Origin of the sequence: Rhizobium phaseoli, assembly GCF_010668805.1 — a bacterium.
In the GTDB taxonomy this organism is placed as follows: Bacteria; Pseudomonadota; Alphaproteobacteria; order Rhizobiales; family Rhizobiaceae; genus Rhizobium; species Rhizobium phaseoli_A.
Map to the genome: position 1 here is coordinate 378,412 of NZ_WUFT01000001.1, position 20,655 is coordinate 399,066.

General features: G+C 62.3%; 22 protein-coding genes. 15 read left to right on the top strand and 7 right to left on the bottom strand.

From position 1 onward, the window contains the following. Positions 1 to 18: 18 nt before the first annotated feature. The 3 genes from GR197_RS01975 to GR197_RS01985 are packed head-to-tail and all read right to left on the bottom strand — an operon-like array spanning position 19 to position 1,335. Positions 19 to 402 carry a TfoX/Sxy family protein gene (locus GR197_RS01975; protein WP_164006353.1) on the bottom strand — a complete coding sequence of 128 codons (384 nt, stop codon included), beginning with the start codon at positions 400 to 402 and terminating at the stop codon, positions 19 to 21. Beyond that, the gene (locus GR197_RS01980; RefSeq protein WP_164006354.1) at positions 395 to 757 is read right to left on the bottom strand and encodes a nuclear transport factor 2 family protein; all 363 of its coding nucleotides are present in this window, start codon (positions 755 to 757) and stop codon (positions 395 to 397) included. The genes GR197_RS01975 and GR197_RS01980 overlap by 8 nt, the downstream gene beginning before the upstream one ends. Then, a complete protein-coding gene (locus GR197_RS01985) occupies positions 754 to 1,335 on the bottom strand; it encodes a TetR family transcriptional regulator (RefSeq protein ID WP_164006355.1) in 582 nt (193 codons plus the stop codon). Before GR197_RS01985 ends, GR197_RS01980 begins: the two co-directional genes overlap by 4 nt. Before the next feature lie 263 nt (positions 1,336 to 1,598). Here GR197_RS01985 and GR197_RS01990 point away from each other — a divergent pair, with 263 nt between their 5' ends. From GR197_RS01990 to GR197_RS02000, 3 genes are all read left to right on the top strand, one after another. Next, a complete protein-coding gene (locus GR197_RS01990; protein WP_164006356.1) occupies positions 1,599 to 2,462 on the top strand; it encodes an alpha/beta fold hydrolase in 864 nt (287 codons plus the stop codon). Between the two features lie 33 nt (positions 2,463 to 2,495). Continuing rightward, positions 2,496 to 3,500, top strand: a complete 1,005-nt coding sequence (locus tag GR197_RS01995) for an NADP-dependent oxidoreductase (protein ID WP_164006357.1) — start codon at positions 2,496 to 2,498, stop codon at positions 3,498 to 3,500. Positions 3,501 to 3,571: 71 nt separating this feature from the next. After that, on the top strand, positions 3,572 to 4,666 hold the full coding sequence (locus GR197_RS02000; RefSeq protein WP_164006358.1) for an alkene reductase: 1,095 nt from the start codon (positions 3,572 to 3,574) through the stop codon (positions 4,664 to 4,666). A gap of 14 nt (positions 4,667 to 4,680) precedes the next feature. On the opposite strand, the gene GR197_RS02005 is transcribed toward GR197_RS02000, so the two are convergent. Both GR197_RS02005 and GR197_RS02010 read right to left on the bottom strand, forming a co-directional pair. Beyond that, positions 4,681 to 5,274 carry a TetR family transcriptional regulator gene (locus GR197_RS02005; RefSeq protein ID WP_164006359.1) on the bottom strand — a complete coding sequence of 198 codons (594 nt, stop codon included), beginning with the start codon at positions 5,272 to 5,274 and terminating at the stop codon, positions 4,681 to 4,683. A 324-nt stretch (positions 5,275 to 5,598) separates the two neighbouring features. Next, complete coding sequence (locus GR197_RS02010) at positions 5,599 to 6,654, bottom strand: GlxA family transcriptional regulator (protein WP_164006582.1); 1,056 nt, start codon at positions 6,652 to 6,654, stop codon at positions 5,599 to 5,601. A gap of 162 nt (positions 6,655 to 6,816) precedes the next feature. On the opposite strand from GR197_RS02010, the gene GR197_RS02015 reads away from it, so the two are divergent. From GR197_RS02015 to GR197_RS02040, 6 genes are all read left to right on the top strand, one after another. Continuing rightward, a complete protein-coding gene (locus GR197_RS02015; protein WP_164006360.1) occupies positions 6,817 to 7,695 on the top strand; it encodes an ABC transporter substrate-binding protein in 879 nt (292 codons plus the stop codon). A gap of 80 nt (positions 7,696 to 7,775) precedes the next feature. Next, positions 7,776 to 8,528, top strand: coding sequence for an amino acid ABC transporter ATP-binding protein (locus GR197_RS02020; protein WP_164006361.1), 753 nt, complete (start codon positions 7,776 to 7,778; stop codon positions 8,526 to 8,528). 5 nt (positions 8,529 to 8,533) lie between these two features. Then, the gene (locus GR197_RS02025) at positions 8,534 to 9,193 is read left to right on the top strand and encodes an amino acid ABC transporter permease (protein ID WP_164006362.1); all 660 of its coding nucleotides are present in this window, start codon (positions 8,534 to 8,536) and stop codon (positions 9,191 to 9,193) included. After that, positions 9,190 to 9,849 (top strand): amino acid ABC transporter permease, encoded by a 660-nt coding sequence (locus tag GR197_RS02030; RefSeq protein WP_164006363.1) that lies wholly within the window; start codon positions 9,190 to 9,192, stop codon positions 9,847 to 9,849. Before GR197_RS02025 ends, GR197_RS02030 begins: the two co-directional genes overlap by 4 nt. A gap of 20 nt (positions 9,850 to 9,869) precedes the next feature. Beyond that, the gene (locus tag GR197_RS02035) at positions 9,870 to 11,093 is read left to right on the top strand and encodes an Atu1372/SO_1960 family protein (RefSeq protein ID WP_164006364.1); all 1,224 of its coding nucleotides are present in this window, start codon (positions 9,870 to 9,872) and stop codon (positions 11,091 to 11,093) included. A 1-nt stretch (position 11,094) separates the two neighbouring features. Further along, positions 11,095 to 12,318, top strand: coding sequence for an FAD-dependent oxidoreductase (locus GR197_RS02040; RefSeq protein ID WP_164006365.1), 1,224 nt, complete (start codon positions 11,095 to 11,097; stop codon positions 12,316 to 12,318). A 14-nt stretch (positions 12,319 to 12,332) separates the two neighbouring features. On the opposite strand, the gene GR197_RS02045 is transcribed toward GR197_RS02040, so the two are convergent. Together GR197_RS02045 and GR197_RS02050 are read right to left on the bottom strand one after the other, a co-directional pair. Beyond that, positions 12,333 to 12,809, bottom strand: coding sequence for an RbsD/FucU family protein (locus GR197_RS02045; protein ID WP_164006366.1), 477 nt, complete (start codon positions 12,807 to 12,809; stop codon positions 12,333 to 12,335). Further along, positions 12,793 to 14,040, bottom strand: a complete 1,248-nt coding sequence (locus GR197_RS02050; protein WP_164006367.1) for an ROK family transcriptional regulator — start codon at positions 14,038 to 14,040, stop codon at positions 12,793 to 12,795. Before GR197_RS02050 ends, GR197_RS02045 begins: the two co-directional genes overlap by 17 nt. Before the next feature lie 227 nt (positions 14,041 to 14,267). Here GR197_RS02050 and GR197_RS02055 point away from each other — a divergent pair, with 227 nt between their 5' ends. The 6 genes from GR197_RS02055 (at position 14,268) to GR197_RS02080 (ending at position 20,626) form a co-directional block, all read left to right on the top strand. Next, positions 14,268 to 15,287 (top strand): sugar ABC transporter substrate-binding protein, encoded by a 1,020-nt coding sequence (locus GR197_RS02055; RefSeq protein ID WP_007633648.1) that lies wholly within the window; start codon positions 14,268 to 14,270, stop codon positions 15,285 to 15,287. Between the two features lie 156 nt (positions 15,288 to 15,443). Then, positions 15,444 to 16,508, top strand: coding sequence for an ABC transporter permease (locus GR197_RS02060; RefSeq protein WP_164006368.1), 1,065 nt, complete (start codon positions 15,444 to 15,446; stop codon positions 16,506 to 16,508). A 2-nt stretch (positions 16,509 to 16,510) separates the two neighbouring features. Further along, positions 16,511 to 17,293, top strand: a complete 783-nt coding sequence (locus GR197_RS02065; RefSeq protein ID WP_164006369.1) for an ATP-binding cassette domain-containing protein — start codon at positions 16,511 to 16,513, stop codon at positions 17,291 to 17,293. Continuing rightward, the gene (locus tag GR197_RS02070; protein WP_164006370.1) at positions 17,290 to 17,922 is read left to right on the top strand and encodes a nucleoside triphosphate hydrolase; all 633 of its coding nucleotides are present in this window, start codon (positions 17,290 to 17,292) and stop codon (positions 17,920 to 17,922) included. Before GR197_RS02065 ends, GR197_RS02070 begins: the two co-directional genes overlap by 4 nt. Positions 17,923 to 18,040: 118 nt before the next feature. After that, positions 18,041 to 19,081 (top strand): dihydroorotase, encoded by a 1,041-nt coding sequence (gene pyrC / locus GR197_RS02075; protein ID WP_164006371.1) that lies wholly within the window; start codon positions 18,041 to 18,043, stop codon positions 19,079 to 19,081. 366 nt (positions 19,082 to 19,447) lie between these two features. Next, positions 19,448 to 20,626 carry a GGDEF domain-containing protein gene (locus GR197_RS02080; RefSeq protein WP_164006372.1) on the top strand — a complete coding sequence of 393 codons (1,179 nt, stop codon included), beginning with the start codon at positions 19,448 to 19,450 and terminating at the stop codon, positions 20,624 to 20,626. Positions 20,627 to 20,655: the final 29 nt, after the last annotated feature.

The following is a 20,655-nucleotide window of genomic DNA, read 5'->3' on the forward strand; positions in this document are numbered from 1 at the left end:
CAGGCAGTTCGAGCCGCCTCAAGAGCACGGATCTTCGACGGCCATGATCGTGTCGGCGCGTCTGCGGCCGGGCGTGGGGGTCGCGTGCAATGCTCGCTCCGAGCAGGTTTGCAGCAGCGCCGGATCGTCGATCACCTGTGCCGGGACTGCGTAATAGCGGCGAACCGTCACCTCCCTGCCAGCAGCGCGGTAGCGGAATGGTTCGGAGCCATCTGCCTCGAACTCTGCGCGCATCGCGGCGTCGACGCGAAGATATAACGTGCCCTTCATGACGAAGCCGAACTGCGCGCCGTTTCGCACGAGGGCGGATCCGCCGAAGAACCGCCGGACATCGATGCCGCCGGCCGGAGCGATCTGGCTGGCGAAATCGAGTGCCAGGCTGCGTGTCGCCTCGCTACCCATGGTGCTGCCCCGCCAGAGGATCGAAGAAGCCGGTGATCGTGCCGAGCCGGCCATCGGAAATCACCCCGAAGCTGGTGCCGGTTTGCAGGACGCGCTCGTCTTCGTGGCGCAGTTCCCAGCGGGCCAGCGAACGTTGATTGTGATGGAGGACGCCCAATATTTCGAACCGGCCTCCCGGTACGCTCTCCTGAAAACCGGCCATGTAAGCCGAAAGACCGGCTCGCCCGGCGATCGCTCCATTGGGATCGCAATAGGTGACATCGTCAGCGAGGCAAGCCAACATTTCCGGCTCGCGAGCGTCAGCATCCAGTGACCAGATGGCCGCATATCGGTTCCATAGTGCTTCAGGTGTCATAACAGTGTCTCCAGTTGATTGAATTCGTCTTCGATCGCCTGCCGCAGGCCGGCCTTGTCTTCGCCGCCGCGAATGAGCACGAGCAGGCCTTGATAGAAGGCAAGAAGACGGATGGCCGTGCTGGCCGCCCTGGCTCCATCCGCATCGCGAGCCAGGGTCGACTGCTCGGTGAGCCGCAAGCGGAATGTGGTGCGAAGGAGATCGAGCGCTGCCTCGACACGGGGATGCGATTTGACCCCACCTCCGAATTCCACCGCGGTGTTCGTGATCAGGCAGCCAAGGGAGCCATCATCGGGCTCATGCAGGAGCGAGAGGAACAGTTCGCGCAAGCCTTTAACTCCGCTCCCCGGCGGCGCAAACCGCTCGATCCGTCCCTCCAGGACCGCCCGGTTGTAATGTCCGAATGCCGCGTCGAAGAGGCCGGCCTTGTCGCCGAAAGCGTGATAGATGCTTCCGCCTTTGAGGCCCGTCGCCTCCTCGAGATCGCGGATCGACGCACCTTGATAGCCGTGCTTGCGAAAGATGTGCATCGCCCCCTTCAGCACCGCCTCCTCGTCGAATTCTCGCGCTCTGCCCACAATCACTCCGATTCTTTATCGATCATTCTAGAATGACGGATCAAGAATGCAGATGCAAGAGTCTTCCCTGACAATCTGCGGAAAAATTCCGCTTGACAATTTTGATGATGAATATCATTAAAGATCAATGATGACGGTTGTCATTAAAAATTTGAGTGACCGCAGTTGGTTTCCTTTTGCGCGAAAGTCGGTGGTCGATGCGGAAGGGCAAGGATAATGGCGATGATGAGCGTGCCGGTACGAGCCGGGGTGTGGAGTAAACGATGAACACGACGATAAGATTCCTTCGCTCTGTCACCTGCTACGCCGAGGCGCCAAATCTGTGGATCAATGTCGGGGAGACGCCTTTCGTCTATCGCGACCTCGGTCCCCAAGGCGGCGTGCCGGTCATTCTTCTCAATCATTGGGGCGCGGTGCTGGACAATTTCGATCCCCGGATTGTCGACGGTCTCGCCACCAAGCATCATGTCATCGCGACCGACTACCGGGGTATCGGCGCCTCAGGCGGCACGGCTCCGGTGACCATCGACGAGATGGCGCGCGACACGATCGCGTTGATCCGAGCGCTTGGGTTCAGACAAGTCGATCTGCTCGGCTTTTCCCTTGGGGGATTTGTCGCGCAGGACATCGTGATGAAGGCGCCGGACCTCGTCCGGAAACTGATTTTGACCGGAACGGGCCCAGCCGGCGGCACAGGGATAGAGAAGGTCGGAGCCGTGTCCTGGCCGCTGATGGTCAAGGGTCTGCTGACGCTGCACGACCCGAAAACCTATTTGTTTTTCACCTCCACCGCCAATGGTCGCCGATCCGCGAACGCCTTTCTGGATCGCCTGAAAGAGCGCAAGGTGGGAAGGGACAAGGGCCCGACCCCAAGGGCATTTCTGCGGCAACTCAAGGCGATCAAGGCCTGGGGGCGGCAGGCGCCTCAGGATCTCGGCCGCATCAATATCCCGGTTCTGATCGCCAAAGGCGACAGCGATATCATGGTTCCGACGGTAAACAGCACCGATATGGCCCGACGCATTCCGGGCGCGCAACTGGTTATCTACGAAGATGCCGGACATGGCGGGATTTTCCAGAATCACGCCGATTTCGTGCCGAAGGCTTTGTCCTTCCTTGCAGCCTGACATCACAACAGACTTCGAATTGGAGGAAGCCTCATGAAGGCATTCGTCGTTGATAAGTACAAGAAGAAGGGCGCTTTGCGCCTGGCCAACCTGCCGGAACCGGAATTGCAGGACAATGATGTCCTTGTCCGGATTGGGGCCACGGCCGTAAACCTTTTGGACTCCAAGGTCCGGGACGGAGAGTTCAAGCTTATTCTTCCCTATCGTCCGCCCTTCGTGCTCGGCCACGACGTTGCCGGAACGGTCGTCAGGACGGGACCGAGGGTCAGGCGGTTCAAAGTGGGTGACGAGGTCTACGCACGGCCGCGCGATCATCGGGTCGGAACATTCGCCGAATTCATCGCCATCGATGAAGCCGATGTGGCGCTGAAACCAAACAATCTCAGCATGACCGAAGCCGCCTCCGTCCCGCTGGTGGGGCTGACCGCGTGGCAGGCGCTGGTCGAGCTGGGCAAGGTGAAGCCCGGCCAGAAGGTCTTCATTCAGGCCGGTTCCGGCGGTGTCGGGACTTTCGCCATTCAGCTCGCCAAGCATCTTGGCGCGACGGTGGCGACGACGACCAGCGCTGGAAATGCCGAGTTCGCGAGAAGTCTCGGGGCGGATGTGGTTGTCGACTACAAGAGCCAGGATTTCGAGAAGGTCTTGTCGGGCTATGATCTGGTGCTGAACAGTCAGGATCCGAAGACGCTCGAAAAATCTCTGGCTGTGCTGAAGCCGGGCGGCCGGCTCATCTCCATTTCCGGTCCCCCCGATCCCGCATTCGCCAAGGAACTCGGCCTGAACCTGTTCCTGAAACTGGTATTCCGCCTGCTGAGCCGAGGGGTTCGCAAAAGGGCCAAGCGTCTCGGCATCGGCTATTCATTCCTGTTCATGCGCGCCGAGGGGCGGCAGTTGGGTGAGATTGCCCGCCTGATCGAACAAGGCGTGATCCGACCGGTCGTCGACAAGGTCTTCCCATTTGAAAAAACCGGCGACGCGCTGGCTTATGTCGAGACCGGGCGTGCAAAGGGCAAGGTGGTCATCGCGGTCGTAGACTGAGATCGACCTGACCGGCATGGCGTGCGTTGCGAGACGAACGCAGAAATAGTTTCCAACTCTGAAAGTGACAAATGACCAGCAGCACACTCTTTGAGCCCGCCATACTCGGCCCTTTCACACTATCCAACCGCATCGTCATGGCGCCATTGACGCGCAACAGGGCGGGCGCCGGGTTTGTGCCGGGCGATCTCATCGCCGAATATTATGCGCAACGGGCCTCGGCAGGCCTGATCATCTCGGAGGCGACGCAGATTTCGCAGCAGGGGCAGGGCTATCAGGACACGCCCGGCATCTACACGCAGGCGCAGATCGACGGCTGGCGCAAGGTGACCGATGCGGTGCATGCCAAGGGCGGCCATATCTTCCTGCAGCTCTGGCACGTCGGTCGGGTATCGCATGTCGACCTGCAGCCCGATGGGCAGCCCCCCGTAGCGCCTTCCGCGATCAGGGCCGAAACCAAGACCTTTGTGAACAACAGCTTCGTCGACGTGTCGGCCCCTCGGGCGCTCGAATTGCATGAGATCGCCGGCATTGTCGAGGATTTCCGCCGGGCCGCCGCCAATGCCATTGCCGCCGGTTTCGATGGTGTCGAAGTTCACGGCGCCAATGGCTATCTGCTCGACCAGTTCGCCAGGGACGGAGCCAACACCCGCACCGACGCCTATGGTGGGTCGATCGAAAACCGGGCCCGGCTGACGCTCGAGGTGACGGCGGCGGTCATTAAGGAGGTTGGGCCGGAGCGAACCGGAGTTCGGATTTCACCGGTGTCGCCGGCCAATGGAATATCCGCAACCGATCCGCAGGCGCAGTTCGGCTATATCGTCGAGAAGCTCGACGCGATGGGCATTGCCTACCTCCATGTCGTCGAAGGCGCGACGGGCGGGCCGCGCGATGTCGCACCCTTCGATTACGAGGCGCTTCGCCGCAGGTTCAAGAATAGGTACATCGCCAATAACGGCTACGATCTGGAACTCGCGACGGCCAGGCTGGAGCAGGGGCTGGCGGACCTGTTTGCCTTCGGCAGGCCGTTCATCGCCAACCCGGATTTTGTCGAGCGCCTGAAGGTCGGTGCATCGCTGGCCAATCTCGATATGGCGACGCTCTATGGCGGCGGCGCGGCGGGCTATACGGACTATCCCGAAATGGCCGAACCGGTCGGCGCGTGACGGCATAGGGCCGCTTATTCGGCGGCCCTATTATCCCGCGTCCGATTTTCGATGGCGTCGCGGCAATCCGCCCGGCAGGCGTCGAGCAGTTCGTCGGCCAGCGGCGAATCGTCCGGGCAGGCCCTCGACAGCACGATCGCCCCGACGGCCTGAGCAAGGACGGTGATGGCTTGTGCGCGGTCTCCGGCGCCGGAAGCGTGATGGCGAACAATGCCGTCCTCGATCGCGCGCACCAGTCTGTCTATTCCTTCAGCAAAAATGGCCTTCGTTTCTTCAGGCTGTCGCGCTGCATCGCAACTCAGCGCCGCGGCGGTGCACCCCTGGCCGCGCCCATCCCGGTGTTCGCGCGCGAGATAAAGTTCCATGACGGCGAGGACGTCATAACCGGCATAGCGCTTCAAGGTCTCGCTCAAGCCATTCTCGGTCGACTCCGCGATCAAATCCTCCTTGGAGCGGAAGTGATTGTAAAAGCCGCCATGGGTGAGCCCCGCGCGCTCCATCAACTCCGCCACCCCGACGCCATCGAACCCGCGTTCGCGAAACAGCTCCGAGGCCGTGGCGATAATCCGTTCGTAGTTTTCCTGCTTCTTTTCCTTGGTGATCCGCACTTTACAGCCCTTTCGACCGTCATGCCCGAACTATGATGTCAAGTATCATTATAGCTCGACTTATTGATGATGTACATCATTAATAACGGCGGTGCACAGGAGACTATCTCCGCTCCGATCGCCGTGGCGCTCAAACTTTGGCTTGCTGGAAGACAGTCTGCATGGAGAGGCTGGCGCTATGGGGGACGACGACACCGGCGCGCAGTCACGCGGTTCAGCCGCGATAACCATGGTTTCATGCCACTGTCGACAAACGGGTAGGCCCAGCTTGCTTACCGCTGCATGCCGACCGTGTCGGGGAGGGCGGGCGGAAACCGAAATCCCTTATCTCAATTGCCGCGGCGACTGGTTGAATTTCTGACGGAAAGCGGTTGCGAAATGTGCGGCATCCGAAAAGCCGGTCTCAAAGGCGATCTGCGTCATCGAGAGCGTGCTGTTCTCCACCAGGAAGCGGGCGTAACGCAGGCGGGTCTCGATGATGAACCGCTTCGGAGTCATGCCGATGCCTTGCTGGAACAGGCGCCCGAACTGACGCGGCGACAGCCCGATCATGCTGGCTGCCTGCTCGGGTGATACGTCACGGCCCTTGCGGCTCTCGATCAAAACGACCGCGCGCTGAATGCGGGAATCCTCGACATGTCGAAAGCTGGAAACCCGGCCTTGGTCGAAAGCGCTCAAGCCCTTGTGCTCGGTCAGCGACAGCTGGTGAACTGCCTTGGCCGCCCGGTCGGGGCCGCAATGGGTGCCAATGAGTTCCGTCATCAGCGACAGGATCGAGACGCCGCCGGGAACGGTGATGCGGCCGTTCTCGATCAGGAAGTCGTCGCGCGTCGAGAATGCCTGGCGCGGAAAGGCGATCTTGAAATCCTCGGCATGGAAGGGATGAACGGAGGCTTTGCGCCCAGTCAGCAGACCTTCTTGGGCGAGTACGAAGACGCCGGTGCAGACGCCGATCACCGGGATTCCGGCGGATGCGGCGACCCGCAGGTAGTCGCGATGCTTGCTGGGTGCTGCGCGCAGATGCGGCAGGAGGCCGCCGATGACGGCGATATAGTCGAAGTCCGTCGGGTTGATATAGGGCGCATCGGCCTGCACGCGGATGCCGCAGCTCGCCACCGCGGCGTGGCCCGGCGCTCCCATGATCGACCAGCGGCAATGCAGGGGCCGGGAATTGTCGGCGAAATCGGCCGCATGCCGCAAGGGCTCGACGATCCCGGTCAGCGACATCATCGGGAAGCTCGGCCAGAGCAGAATGCCGATGGAGAGATCGGCCTTGCGGTCTCGGGCGGCCAAAAGCCGTTCGGCCCACAAACCATCGAGCCAGCGGACATAGTCCGGCTCGATGGCAGGTGCATCTGAAAGGCTGGCGTCTGTGTTCATAGCGGCCGACCTTACGTCAGCCATGTCGCTCTTTCAAAGAAAATGTCCGATTTCTAAAATTCAGCGCCGCCTTTCGGTGGCAAGCTCTCTCTCGTCGAACTCGACATCCGGCGACAAGACCCACCGGACCGGGGAACCAAAAACAAATCAAGGATCAGAACAATGGCACTTTCTCTTTCGAGAAGGGTGGTGATGTGCGCGCTGCTGGCAGGCAGCTTCATGGCATCGGCACCGCTCGCAAACGCATTCGAACTTGCCGAGCAGGGCAAGCTGACGGTCGCCTTTACGGGAGACATGCCGGGCTCCGGCTGGCAGGACGGCAAGCTGATCGGTTACGATGGCGAGATCATGCAGCGCATCGCCGACAAGCTCGGCCTCAAGATACAGCCGGCCCTGATGGAATGGTCGGGCACGATCGCCTCCGTGCAATCCGGTCGCGTCGACGTGATGCTTGGCACGATGGGCTGGACCGAGAAACGTACGAAGATCATGACGTTGTCCGAGCCGATCCATTATTTCAAGAACGGCATCATGCAGTCGAACAAGACCAACTGGGAGAAGCTTTCCGACCTGGAAGGCAAGAAGGTCGGCACGATCACCGGCTTCTCCTTTGTCCCGGAACTGAAGACGATCAAGGGCATTGAGCTCTCGCTCTACGACACCTCCGACGCTGCCGTGCGCGATCTCATTGCCGGGCGTATCGATGCCGTCATCGGCGACCCGCCGGTGGTTTCCTACGCCATCAAGCAGAATCCGGATTGGAACATGCACTTCCTCGCCTTCACGGATAACAGCCCGGATTTCCCGCTGCTCACCGGGCTCGGTCAGGTCGTCTACGGTCTCAACCAGAAGAACGACGATCTGCGCCAGAAGATGGACGCGATCATCGCCGATATGTGGAAGAGCTGCGAGATGAAAGAGATCGGCGCACGCTACGGATTGTCCGCCGATGTCTGGTTCAAGCCGGTGGGTGCAAACTTCCGTGCCGGCGTCGACCGCCCCGGCGATTACAAGCTTCCCTCCTGCGCAGCCGGTGGCTGACTGGGCTGACGGATGAAGGCTGCGGCAAGCGGCTTTCATCCGACCTCTTCGCCAAGACACAACAGCACAAGGAAACGGCGATGAATGCGCTTTTGAGCGTGGCGGGCCTGCGCAAGAGTTATGGCCCTGTCGAAGTCCTGAAGGGGATCGATTTTACCGTCGCACCCGGCGAGAAGATTGCCCTGATCGGCCCCTCGGGCTCCGGGAAGTCTACCTGTCTGCGCTGCATGAATTTTTTGGAGAAACCGAGTGCCGGTGAGATCAGCCTCGATGGCGAGCGAATCGGCGTTCGCAACGGCCGGGTGATGAGAGACCGGCAGCTTGCGCCACAGCGCGCCGAGATGGGCATGGTCTTCCAGCTCTTCAATCTCTGGCCGCATCTCTCGGTGACGGAAAACGTCGCGATCGCCGCACGCAAGGTCCGCGGCCTGTCTGCCGCCGAGGCCCGCGAATTGGCCTTGGAGATGTTGGCGAAAGTGCACATGACGCATCGCGCCGATGCCTCACCGCTGGAGCTGTCCGGCGGCCAGCAGCAGCGTGTGGCCATTGCCCGGGCGCTCGCCCAGAAGCCGAAACTCATGCTTTTCGACGAACCGACCTCCGCTCTTGATCCCGAACTGGTCCACGAAGTTCTCAAAGTGATGGAAGAACTCGCCGCCGAAGGACGCACGATGCTGATCGTCACGCACGAGATTGCCTTTGCCCGCGACATCGCCGACCGGGTGCTGTTCCTCGACGGCGGAAAGATCGTCGAGGCCGGACCGGCGCGCCAGGTTATTACCGCGCCGCGCGAGGCACGTACGCAAGCCTTCCTCAACAAGATTCGGCACTAGGCGACATGAGCGGATTCTCGCTATTCTTCTCCGTCGTCCAGGGGCTCGCCGCCGGGCTTGAGGTAACCGTCCTGGTGACGCTGGCCTCGCTGGCTTTTGCAATCGGCATCGGCTTCCTTCTCGCCCTCGTCAGGCAATTCGCAGCGATCAGGGTCGTCAATCTGGCGATCGACGCCTATTGCGAAATCCTCTGCAACGTGCCGGCTCTGACGCATCTGTTCATCCTCTATTTCGGGCTTGCCAGCATTGGCGTCAGGCTGACGTCGATTGCCGCCGCCATTCTGGGCCTCGGGCTGATCGGCGCAGCCATTACCTCAGCGATCTTCCGCGCCGGTTTCGCCTCTTTGCCAAAAGGCCAGGCGGAGGCGTCGCTTGCTGCAGGTCTGACGCCACTTCAGACGATTTTCGAAATTTTGACGCCGCAGGCCATGCGGATCGCCCTGCCGGCGCTCGGGAATTACGCGGTGCAGCTCCTCAAGGACACCTCCGTCGTCTCGGCCATCGCGGCGCCTGAAATCATGTTCTTCGCCCGCTCCATGGTCACCTCGTCCTTCCAGACAACGATGATCTACGCGACGGCGGCGGCACTCTATTTGCTGCTGAGCCTGCCATTGATGCAGGCGACGCGATTCCTCGAAAGGCGTTACGGGAGACTGAAAGGATGAGCGGGTTTTTCGCACCCTACAGCGATTATGGTGGCGAATGGCTGCCCTTGTTGTTGCGGGCAATGGTAGATACGGCAGTGCTTTCCGTGTGCGCTTTTGCTCTGGCGCTCGTGCTCGGTCTGCTGCTTTCGCTGTGCCAGAGATCAGGCTTCGCGGCGCTACGGCATTTCGCGGCCCTTTATGTCACGGTCGTGCGCGGCGTGCCGCTGCTCGCGGTGCTGTTTCTGCTTTACTTCGGCCTGCCGGGCATTGGGATCGTCTTCGATGCTTTCGGCGCGGCGATCACAGGTTTGGCGCTGTGTTTTGCGGCTCAGATCGCCGAACTCTTCCGGGCCGGTCTGAAGGCGATCCCGGCGGGGCAGGGCGAGGCGGCCCTGGCCGTCGGTCTCACGCCGGTTCAGAGCTTCCGGCTGATCATCTTCCCGCAGGTCGTCCGCGTCATCCTGGCCCCGATGATCGTCACCTTCGTCGCGCTTCTCAAGGATTCCTCGCTCGCATCGCTCATCACCGTCAACGAACTGGTTCTGACCGGTCGGGCGATGGCGACCGAGTATTTCCTGCCGCTGCAGATCTATGTGGCAGTCGGCTTCTGCTACTTCGCGATCGCCTGGCCGTTTTCGGTCGTCTCCCGCCGGCTTGCCGTGCCCGCCCGCTAATTCATCACAAGGTTCAGATCATGACCACCGATATGACCGTTGCGGCGGTCACCGCGTTTCCCGCCGCGCCGGCACGCAAGGCCCGCCCCCTCATTCTCATAACGCCCGATCTCGGCGAGACGCCGCAACAGCCGACCGAGTGCGAATATGTGGTGCGCTCGAACTATGCCGAGGCAATCACCAGCGCCGGCGGGGTCCCGCTGATCCTGCCTTATGAGGCCGAAAACATCGAGGCGGCGCTGGCGCTTGCCGATGGTATCGTCCTGACCGGCTCCCGGCCGGGTGCCGAAGTGGCCGATCGGCGCCGCGACTTCGAGCGTCAGCTGGTGGCCAAGGCGCTGACGACAGGCAAGCCGCTCCTCGGTATCTGCCATGGCATGCAGCTGATCGGCGAGTGCCTTGGCGGAGAATTCCTCAGCGAGCTTCCGGCCGCCGGCATTTCGCACATCCCGCAGGATCTGCCCGATGAACTGGCGCACGAAATCATCGTCGAGCCGGGCAGCCTGCTTGCCGGCTGGGTCGGGACAGGACCGACCCGGGTCAACAGCCTGCATCGCCATGCGCTGTCCGGTCACGGGCGCTTTCGCGTCATCGCGCGGGCACCCGATGGGATCATCGAGGCATTCGAGGGCGAGACCGAGGCATTTTGCCTGGGCGTCCAGTGGCATCCGGAATACCGTCTGACGGCCCTCGACCTCGAAATCCTCAAGGCTTTTGTCGCGCGCAGCGCCGAAGCCGGGGAAAGCAGAAGGGCTGAGCCGCGCATGAGCGGAAGCGATGCCGTGCACCGGCGCCTTGCCGCCCTCGGCCTCCCCTTGCCGGAAGCCGCAATGCCGCCCGGGGCTTTCGCCGGCGCTGTGCGAACCGGCAATATCGTCACCGTTTCCGGTCAGGTGCCGTTGACCGATGGAGCCATTTGGCGGACCGGTCGGCTCGGGGCGGATGTCTCGATCGAGGAGGGCCGCGAATGCGCGCGCATCTGCCTTCTCAACGTGCTTGCTCAGCTTGAGCGCGCCAGCGGTGGGTTCGACAAGGTGCGCGGCTTCGTGCGGCTTGCCGGCTATGTTGCCGCGACGGATGATTTTACCCGCCACGGCGCGGTCGTCGACGGCGCGTCCGAGCTGCTGCGCGATCTCTTTCCGGATCGGTGGGAGCATGCCCGCATTGCGATCGGCGTGTCATCTCTTCCGCGGGGCGCTTCGGTCGAGATCGAGCTGACCGCGCTTGTGGGAAACGAGGTGTGACATGGCGCAGATCGCGGTCATCGGCGCCGGCGTGATCGGCGTTTCCTCGGCCTACCTTTTGGCCAAGGCAGGGCATGATGTGACGCTTATCGATGCAGCAGCCGAACCCGGCAGCGGCGCCAGCGGCGGCAACGCCGCGCAACTCTCCTGGGCCTATGGCGATGCGATGGCATCTCCCGGACTGCTCCGGCATCTGCCGGCCATTGCTCTCGGCCGCGATCCCGCGTTCCGGATTCGCTGGCAGCTCGACCCGGATTTTTTTCTCTGGGGACTGCGCTTCCTCGCCAACGCACCATTTTCGCGATGGTGGAGCAATACACGCGCCATTCTGGAACTCGCCGGAGAGTCGCGCCGCGAACTCGCATTGCTGTTGGCGGAAACCGATCTTTCCTTCGACTACCGGCTTGCGGGAAAGCTGCATCTCTATCCGGATCAGCGCAGCCTTGCCGCGGCCCAATCGGCCGTCTCGCGGAAAAATGCACTCGGATTCGAGCAGCACATGCTGTCGCGCGCAGAAGCCCAGGAAATCGAGCCTGCTCTTGCCGGCTACCAAGGCGAAATCGCCGGTGCGGTCTACACACCGGGTGATGCGCTCGGCGATGCAGCCGGCTTTTGCCGTCAGCTGACACACCATATTGCACAGCACCACCGGGTGTCGCTGCTCTTCGGCCGGAAAGTGGCGGGCTTCTCGCGAGAGGCGGACAGGCTTGCAGCCGTGAGGTTCGACGACCGGGAGGAACTTGCGGTCGATGCCGCCGTCGTCGCTGCGGGCGCTCAGGTCCGTTCGCTTGCCGCGGAGCTGCCGGAGGTCCGCCCGGTGCGTCCGGTGAGAGGCTATTCGCTGACCGTGCCGCGGACCGCTGCCGCACCCGCCATCAGCCTCACCGACGTCAAACGCAAATTGGCTTTCGCATCGATCGGGGACCGTTTCCGCGTTGCCGGTCTTGCCGATATCGACCGCCCTGGCGCAGGCTTCGACCCAGCACGATTCGAAGCGCTGCGCAGCGCAGCCGCCGGCGTCCTGCCGGATTTCTTCAACAGCAGCGTCGTTCTGATGCGCTGGTCGGGCGAGCGACCGATGACCCCGTCATCTCGCCCGATCATCAGGCCCTCCGAGCATCTGAAAGGTGTTTACATCAACACCGGCCACGGAATGCTCGGCTGGACCTTGGCATTGGGCTCGGCCCGAAAAATGGTGGACCTGATCGCCACGCAAACGAGATGACGGCTAGACGATAGCTAGTAGACGAACGGATCCACTCCGGCCGCCGCCTGCGTGCCCGGTTCCTTCGGATAGATCACCCCCTTGCGCAGGATGATGTTGGCATAGAGTCTGGGCTCGCTTGTCTGGATTAACGCATGGGCGGCTTTCACCCGCCCGTAGAAATCCGGGCCGATCAGCGGCACCACCTGGCGATGCGGCTCGTGGCGGGCGCAGCAGGCGATCATCTCCTCATGCACCGGGTCGAGTTTGTCGCGCTCGGCCTTGACGGTCGAGCGGAAGATTGCCTCGGGCACAAAATCGTCGATCGGCATCACGCTGAGCACGGCGTTGAGAACGGGCACGAGATAGTGGCCGTCGAGCCGGATCAGCCGGCGCGCATCTTCGACGCCCGGATAGTTGCCGTCGACGATGGCGATCTCGTCGCCGTGACCCATGGATCGCAGCGTAAAAAGCAGCTCCGGGCTCAACAGCGGATCAAGTCCTTTCAGCATGGTCTACCTCCTTGAAAAGTACGTTCTGGTCGGTGAGGTAACGCGCAAAGATCGGCAGGCTGGCGCCGCCGATGGCGCGTGCTTGGGCGCCGACCGCGCCCTCGATAATTTCGGGCATGACGACGCCCTGCAGGTCGAGCTTGGCAGCTTCGTCGATCGTCGCCTGCACCACGCGGCTGCGCACCCACTGGGGAAAACCGCCGTCGATCACGGCGGCGCTGAAATCGACGATCGAGGCGGCGGCGACGATCGCCTGCGCCAGCGCCTTGGCGCTATCCTGGATCCAGGTCTCCATCGGCTCACCGAAATCCACCCAGTCGTCGGCCGAATACCACAGCGGCTCGGGATCGATGCCGCGCTCGCGCAGCATGTTTTCCAGTACGAAGATCGAGGCGATTTCCAGCAACTGCATCGTCTCGCCGTTTTTCCCCCGCACCGGCAGCGGCCCGATGGCGCCGGCAGTGCCGGTCCGGCCGGAAAAGATCGCCGAGTTCAAGACGATGCCGCCGCCGATGAAGGAGCCGATGAAAAAATAGACGAAATCCGGATAGGACGGTCCGACGCCGAAGACCAGTTCGGCGCCGCAGGCGCTGGTCGCATCGTTTTGCATGAAGACCGGATGGGAGACGCGCGCGGCGATGTCGGCCTGCAGGTCGACGTCGCGCCAGACCTCCATGGCGCCGGCCGGCGCGCCGACCTCTTCGGCCCAGTTCCAGAGCTCGAAGGGTGCTGCGATGCCGAGGCCGGCAATGCGGCCACGCTGCTTTTCGTCGAGCCGGGCTTCGAGCTCCTGGATGCCGAAGGTGACGAAGGCGAGGATTTCATCCGGCAGCGGATAGGCATAGGTCCGGTGCAGCTGCATGCGGATGCGGCCGACGAAATCCATCAGCACCAGATCGGCGCTGCGCCGGCCCATCTTCAGGCCGAAGGAATAGACGGCATCGGCATTGAGATGCATCGGGATCGACGGCTGTCCCACACGGCCGCGCACCGGCGCCCCACGCAAAAGCAGCCCTTCCTTCTCAAGCACCCGCATGATGACAGAGACGGTCTGCGCCGACAGCCCGCTGCGGCGTGCGATGTCGGCCTTCGACAGCGCGCCGTAGAGGCGCACCAGCGACAGCACGAGCCGTTCGTTATAGGCCCGCACCCTGACCTGGTTCGCACCGCCGGCCGGATTCAGAATTGGTGGCGGGACCGGTGTATGTTCCGGTCCATCCAAGGACGACATGGCCGCTCCTCCCGATTGTTGGCCTATGCCTGATTTCCACGGAGCATGCCACATCGAATTAATAATTCAATTGGATTTATTTATTGACAAGCCAATTTCTTTTCGCTTTTAATTGCCGTCGTCAAGGACACGGGACGGCTTTGGAAGCTTAACAATCCACGGCAAAGTGTCATATCTTAAAATTCCGGCCCGCAGGGGCGGCGCCGGCAAACTCTGGGAGGAGTTCCATGAAGAAATCTGTTCTCGCTTTCGGCGCGCTCGCGCTTGGTGTCACCTTTTCCGCTCCTGTCATGGCGGCTGACGTTGCTGCCTGCCTGATCACCAAGACCGACACCAACCCCTTCTTCGTCAAGATGAAGGAAGGTGCCACGGCCAAGGCCAAGGAACTCGGCGTCTCGCTGAAGTCCTATGCCGGCAAGATCGATGGTGACAGCGAAAGCCAGGTAGCAGCGATCGAAAGCTGCATTGCCGACGGCGCCAAGGGCATCCTGATTGCCGCTTCCGACACCAAGGGCATCGTCTCTTCGGTCAAGAAGGCGCGTGAAGCCGGCCTGCTGGTCATCGCTCTCGACACGCCGCTCGAGCCGGCCGATGCCGCCGACGCCACCTTCGCCACCGACAACCTGCTCGCCGGCAAGCTGATCGGCCAGTGGGCCAAGGAAACCATGGGCGACAAGGCCAAGGACGCCAAGGTCGGCTTCCTCGACCTGACCCCGTCGCAGCCGACGGTCGACGTTCTGCGCGACCAGGGCTTCATGATGGGCTTCGGCATCGATCCGAAGGACCCGAACAAGATCGGCGACGAAGACGACAAGCGCATTGTCGGCCATGACGTGACCAACGGCAATGAGGAAGGCGGCCGCAAGGCCATGGAAAACCTTCTGCAGAAGGATCCGAGCATCAACGTCATCCACACGATCAACGAGCCGGCTGCTGTCGGCGCCTATCAGGCGCTGAAGGCCGTCGGCATGGAAAAGAACGTGCTGATCGTCTCGGTCGACGGCGGTTGCCCAGGTGTCAAGTCGGTCAAGGAAGGCGTCATCGGCGCCACCTCGCAGCAGTATCCGCTGATGATGGCAGCCCTTGGCGTCGAGGCGATCAAGAAGTTCGCCGACAGCGGTGAAAAGCCGAAGCCGACCGAAGGCAAGTCCTTCTTCGACACCGGCGTTTCGCTCGTCACCGACAAGCCGGTCTCCGGCGTCAAGTCGATCGACACCAAGGAAGGCACGGACAAGTGCTGGGGCTGAGCCCAATCTCTTGAAACTAGAACGGCCGGGGGCTTGATCCCCGGCCGTTTTCGACGGACGATGTACCGTTGCCTCACGAACCGGCTAAGCAAAGACCGGAAGGATATCGGTGACGACCCCCGCGCGAATTCGGCGCGCGGATGCGGAGGAGGAACCATGACCGGAACACAGGAATTCGAACGCGTCCTCGACGGCAGCGACAAAAGCGTCGCCTCCTTCGAGCACCAGAATGTCTCGCTGATCAAGCGTGCCCAGCATTTTCTGCACTCGACGCCGGCCGCCGTGCCGCTGATCGTGTTGGTGCTGGCAATCTTGATCTTCGGGATGACGATCGGCGGGCGGTTCTTCTCGTCCTACACGCTGACGCTGATCCTGCAACAGATCGCCGTCGTCGGCATTCTCGGCGCGGCCCAGACGCTGGTGATCCTGACCGCGGGCATCGATCTTTCGATCGGCGTCATCATGGTCATATCTGCCGTCATCATGGGCAATGTCGCCATCACCTACGGCATACCGACGCCGATCGCAGTGGTCGCCGGGCTTGTCGTCGGCGGCCTTTGCGGATTGCTGAACGGCTTCCTCGTCGCCTACATGAAATTGCCGCCCTTCATCGTCACGCTCGGCACCTGGAATATCGTCATGGCGACGAATTTCATCTATTCGGCCAATGAGACGATCCGCGATACCGACGTCGACGAACAGGCGCCGCTGCTTCATCTTTTCGCCGTGAGCTTCAAGCTCGGCAGCGCCGTGCTCACTCTCGGCGTCATCGCCATGGTGCTGCTCGTCGCGCTGCTCTGGTATGTCCTCAATCACACGGCCTGGGGCCGGCATGTCTATGCCGTGGGCGACGATCCGGAGGCGGCCAAGCTCTCCGGTATCCAGACCAAGAAGGTGCTGCTGACCGTTTACGCTATATCCGGCGTCATCGCCGGCCTGGCCGCCTGGGTCTCGATCGGCCGCAATGGCTCGATCTCGCCGTCTTCGGCCGTGACGGATTTTAACCTGCAGGCGATCACCGCGACGGTGATCGGCGGCATCTCGCTGTTCGGCGGCCGCGGTTCCATTCTCGGCACGCTGTTCGGCGCCATGATCGTCGGTGTCGTGTCGATGGGCCTCAACATGCTCGGCGCCGACCCGCAATGGAAAGTCCTTTTGACAGGCGTGCTGATCATCGCCGCCGTCGCCATCGACCAGTGGATCAGAAAGGTTTCGGTGTAATCATGGCTCGCGAACCCCTTCTCACCGCCCGCGGTCTCGTCAAGCGCTACGGTCGCGTGACCGCCCTCGACAATGCCGATTTCGACCTTTACCCGGGCGAAATCCTCGCCGTCATCGGCGATAACGGCGCCGGCAAATCCTCGCTGATCAAGGCGATATCGGGCGCCGTCACCCCGGATGAGGGTGTGATCACCCTCGAAGGCAAGCAGGTGCAGTTCCGCTCGCCGATGGAAGCGCGTGATGCCGGCATCGAGACCGTCTATCAGAACCTGGCTTTGTCGCCGGCGCTGTCGATCGCCGACAACATGTTCCTCGGCCGCGAGATCCGCAAACCCGGCGTGCTCGGCTCGATGCTTCGCATGCTCGACCGGCCGGCCATGGAAAAGCTGGCGCGCAACAAGCTGTCCGAACTCGGCCTGATGACCATCCAGAACATCAATCAGGCGGTGGAAACTCTCTCCGGCGGCCAGCGCCAGGGTGTCGCCGTCGCCCGCGCCGCCGCCTTCGGCTCCAAGGTCATCATCATGGACGAACCGACGGCCGCCCTTGGCGTCAAGGAAAGCCGCCGGGTGCTGGAGCTGATCCTCGACGTCCGCGCCCGCGGCATTCCGATCGTGCTGATCTCCCACAATATGCCGCATGTCTTCGAGGTCGCCGACCGGATCCATATCCACCGCCTCGGCCGGCGCCTGACGGTGATCGATCCCAAGGAATACACCATGTCCGACGCCGTCGCCTTCATGACCGGCGCCAAGGCGGTGCCGACGGAGCCGGTCGCGGCATGACGGCCAGTACCGAGGAAATTGCCGGCGAGGTCCTCAGCCGCGCCGGTGGTTCCAGACGCTTCCTCATCGGCATTGCCGGCCCGCCGGGGTCGGGCAAGTCGACCATGGCCGACAATCTGGCGGCGGCGTTGAAAGCCAGGGGCGAAAGCGCCGCAGTCCTGCCGATGGACGGCTTCCACATGGATAACGCCATCCTGATCGAACGCGGCCTTTTGGCCCGCAAGGGCATCCCCGAAACCTTCGATGTCCGCGGTTTCCTCGACATCGTCCGTGCCGTCAGGCCAGCCGACCAGGAGGTTCTGGTGCCGGTCTTCGACCGCTCGCGCGAACTCGCAATTGCTTCCGCCCGGCCGATCGATCCCAAGGACCGTTTCATCATCGTCGAGGGCAACTATCTGCTCTTCACGCAAGGCAAATGGGCAGAACTCGACGGCATCTTCGATTACACGATCATGTTGGCGCCGCCGATCGAGGTGCTCGAGGAACGGCTCTGGGCACGCTGGCGCGGCTATAATCTCACTGAGGATGCCGCCAGCGCCAAGGTCTACGGCAACGATCTGCCGAACGGCCGGCTGATCCTCGAAAATCGCCGCCCGGCCGATGTGACGCTGGAGATCGCGCTGGCGTGATGCCGCGACGACGACAGGCATCAAATAAAACAGCTGAAGCGCGGCGCATGAATCGATTTCAATGCGCCGCGCTTTAGTGTTATTCGAAGCCGCAGACGCATCGCTTCGGAGGCCTGCCATGCAATCGATCACCATCCGCCGCCCTGACGACTGGCACCTGCATCTGCGCGACGGCGCAATGCTGGAAGGCGTGATCGCCGATACGAGCCGCACCTTCGCCCGCGCCATCATCATGCCCAATCTGGTGCCGCCCGTCGTCACCACATCGGATGCGACGGCCTATCGCCAGCGCATCCTGAAAGCGCTGCCGGCCGGCCATCGTTTTCAGCCGCTGATGACGCTTTATCTCACCGAGCATACCAGCCCCGACGATGTCGAGGCAGGCGCCAGGAGCGGCCTGATCACCGCCGTCAAGCTCTACCCGGCCGGCGCCACGACCAACTCGCATGGCGGCGTGCGCGATATGGAAAAGGCGATGCCGGTGCTGGAGCGCATGGCAAAGATCGGCCTGCCGCTCTGCGTCCACGGCGAGGTGACGACGCCTGAAGTCGATATTTTCGACCGTGAAGCCGTCTTCATCGACACCGTGCTCGATCCGCTGCGCCGACGCCTGCCCGAGCTGAAGGTGACGATGGAGCATGTGACGACATCGGATGGTATCGACTACATCAAGGCAGCCAAGGCCAATCTCGCCGGCTCGATCACCACCCACCATCTGATCATCAACCGCAACGCCATCCTGGTCGGCGGCATCCGCCCGCATTATTACTGCCTGCCGGTCGCCAAGCGCGAGAACCATCGGCTGGCGCTGCGCGCCGCGGCCGTCAGCGGCGATCCACGCTTCTTCCTCGGCACCGATTCCGCCCCGCATGTCGACCCGCTGAAGGAATGCGCCTGCGGCTGCGCCGGCATCTACACCTCGGTCAACACGATGAGCTGCCTTGCCCATGTCTTCGAACAGGAGGCCGCGCTGGAAAATCTCGAAGCCTTCGTCTCGCTGAACGGCCCCGCCTGGTACGGGCTGGAGCCTAACGAGGACCGCATAACCCTGGAAAAACAGGCCGAGCCGGTCGTCTTCCCCGCCAGGATCGAAACCGGCGCCGGCCCGGTAACAGTGTTCGATCCGATGTTCCCGCTGCATTGGCAGGTGGTGGCGTAAGCGCAGCCGCAGAATTTCAATTTAAAACGGGAGTAAGACCCCGCCCCGACCCCTCCCCACAAGAAGGAGGGGCTAATGCGCGGCGGCCGACCGCGACACGCCTAAACCTTTCCGCGGATGAAACGGCAAAATGAAATGCGGCCCGGCGGCATCCAAGTCCCTCCCCCTTGTGGGGAGGGGTTGGGGAGGGGTCTTCGCTGATATTCATGAAACCGGTTCCCTATGCCCTGAAGCCCAGGTTACCGCCCTACATTTCTGTGTGCAGTGCATCATTTTTTAACGGAATGCATAAGACATTCCTCACTTCAGGTCACATAGGTTGCCAGGATTATCGGCCTGGCTGCAGTCGCGGAGACTGAAAAGAGCATGATGCTTGACTATAACTCCCTGTTGCTGGCGCTGGGCGTTTCCACGGCATGCCTTGCCGTGACCTTGATGGGGAGCTGGCTGGTGCGTCGGGCCGAAACCGTGCTGCTCACCGCGGCCATCGGCCTGGTCTTCGTCATTGCCGGCATTTTTGTCTACGGCGCTTATGTCAACAGGCCAGAGATATGGCTGGGTGTGGCCAATTTCGTGCTGTTTCATGCCGGTTTTGCCACCATATGGGGTGCCGGCAGACAGTTTCTCACCGGACGGCTGGCTTTGCCGGCCATCGCGATCCGGGCTCTGGCCGCGATTGCCCTTTCGGTAGGGCCGCTGCTGGCAGGTTATGACGGCCTGGCCTTCATCGCTGACAATCTTGCCATCGCTTTGCTGCTCTTTGCCACCGCCCGGCAATATTGGCTCGCCCGCGCCGAAGCGCCGGCGCCGATCCTCGGCCTGACCGCGCTCTATACGCTGACGGCGATCTCCTTCGTGCTCTGCGCCGCCGTGCTGATTTCCGACGGCAAGCTGGTACTCGGCAAGGCGCCGAACAACTGGGCCGAGGATCTGAGCCTTGCCGTCTGCATCGCCGGCATGACCGGGATCGGCGCGCTGTCGCTGGCACTGCACCAGTGGCGGCTCGCCGCCCGCCATCGGCTCGAGGCGATCACCGATCCGCTGACCGGGCTGCTCAACCGCCGCGCCCTGTTCGATCAATACGGCACGCGCCCGATGGGCTCGACCACCGCCGTCATCGTCTTCGATATCGACCACTTCAAATCCGTCAACCACCGCTTCGGCCATGCGAGCGGCGACCGCGTGCTCACGGTTTTCGCCGGCGAACTCGCCGGCCATTGCCGCCCCGGCGACATCGCCGCGCGGTTGGGCGGCGAGGAGTTCGCGCTGGTGTTGAAGGAGACCATGCCCGGCCGGGCGGAACTGGCGGCCGAGCGCATCTGCAGGGCTTTCGAGGCGCGCGAGATTCCGATCGACGACGAGGTGCTGAAATGCACCGTCAGCGTTGGCGTTGCGCCCGGGCGCGCCAAAAGCCTGGATTTCGATGCCATGCTGAGTGCTGCCGACAAGGCGCTCTACGCCGCCAAGCGGGGCGGCCGCAACCGGGTCGAGCTCGCCGGCCACCTGCAGGCCGTTCCCGTCGAAGTGGCGCGCACCGCGTCTTGATTCCTGATTGTTCCTCTCATAATATCGCC

Coding starts and splice junctions, on each gene's coding strand:
- GR197_RS01975 (WP_164006353.1), bottom strand. CDS start 402: ATGGGTAGCGAGGCGACACGCAGCCTGGCACTCGATTTCGCCAGCCAG.
- GR197_RS01980 (WP_164006354.1), bottom strand. CDS start 757: ATGACACCTGAAGCACTATGGAACCGATATGCGGCCATCTGGTCACTG.
- GR197_RS01990 (WP_164006356.1), top strand. CDS start 1,599: ATGAACACGACGATAAGATTCCTTCGCTCTGTCACCTGCTACGCCGAG.
- GR197_RS01995 (WP_164006357.1), top strand. CDS start 2,496: ATGAAGGCATTCGTCGTTGATAAGTACAAGAAGAAGGGCGCTTTGCGC.
- GR197_RS02000 (WP_164006358.1), top strand. CDS start 3,572: ATGACCAGCAGCACACTCTTTGAGCCCGCCATACTCGGCCCTTTCACA.
- GR197_RS02010 (WP_164006582.1), bottom strand. CDS start 6,654: ATGAACACAGACGCCAGCCTTTCAGATGCACCTGCCATCGAGCCGGAC.
- GR197_RS02015 (WP_164006360.1), top strand. CDS start 6,817: ATGGCACTTTCTCTTTCGAGAAGGGTGGTGATGTGCGCGCTGCTGGCA.
- GR197_RS02020 (WP_164006361.1), top strand. CDS start 7,776: ATGAATGCGCTTTTGAGCGTGGCGGGCCTGCGCAAGAGTTATGGCCCT.
- GR197_RS02025 (WP_164006362.1), top strand. CDS start 8,534: ATGAGCGGATTCTCGCTATTCTTCTCCGTCGTCCAGGGGCTCGCCGCC.
- GR197_RS02030 (WP_164006363.1), top strand. CDS start 9,190: ATGAGCGGGTTTTTCGCACCCTACAGCGATTATGGTGGCGAATGGCTG.
- GR197_RS02035 (WP_164006364.1), top strand. CDS start 9,870: ATGACCACCGATATGACCGTTGCGGCGGTCACCGCGTTTCCCGCCGCG.
- GR197_RS02040 (WP_164006365.1), top strand. CDS start 11,095: ATGGCGCAGATCGCGGTCATCGGCGCCGGCGTGATCGGCGTTTCCTCG.
- GR197_RS02045 (WP_164006366.1), bottom strand. CDS start 12,809: ATGCTGAAAGGACTTGATCCGCTGTTGAGCCCGGAGCTGCTTTTTACG.
- GR197_RS02050 (WP_164006367.1), bottom strand. CDS start 14,040: ATGTCGTCCTTGGATGGACCGGAACATACACCGGTCCCGCCACCAATT.
- GR197_RS02055 (WP_007633648.1), top strand. CDS start 14,268: ATGAAGAAATCTGTTCTCGCTTTCGGCGCGCTCGCGCTTGGTGTCACC.
- GR197_RS02060 (WP_164006368.1), top strand. CDS start 15,444: ATGACCGGAACACAGGAATTCGAACGCGTCCTCGACGGCAGCGACAAA.
- GR197_RS02065 (WP_164006369.1), top strand. CDS start 16,511: ATGGCTCGCGAACCCCTTCTCACCGCCCGCGGTCTCGTCAAGCGCTAC.
- GR197_RS02070 (WP_164006370.1), top strand. CDS start 17,290: ATGACGGCCAGTACCGAGGAAATTGCCGGCGAGGTCCTCAGCCGCGCC.
- pyrC (WP_164006371.1), top strand. CDS start 18,041: ATGCAATCGATCACCATCCGCCGCCCTGACGACTGGCACCTGCATCTG.
- GR197_RS02080 (WP_164006372.1), top strand. CDS start 19,448: ATGATGCTTGACTATAACTCCCTGTTGCTGGCGCTGGGCGTTTCCACG.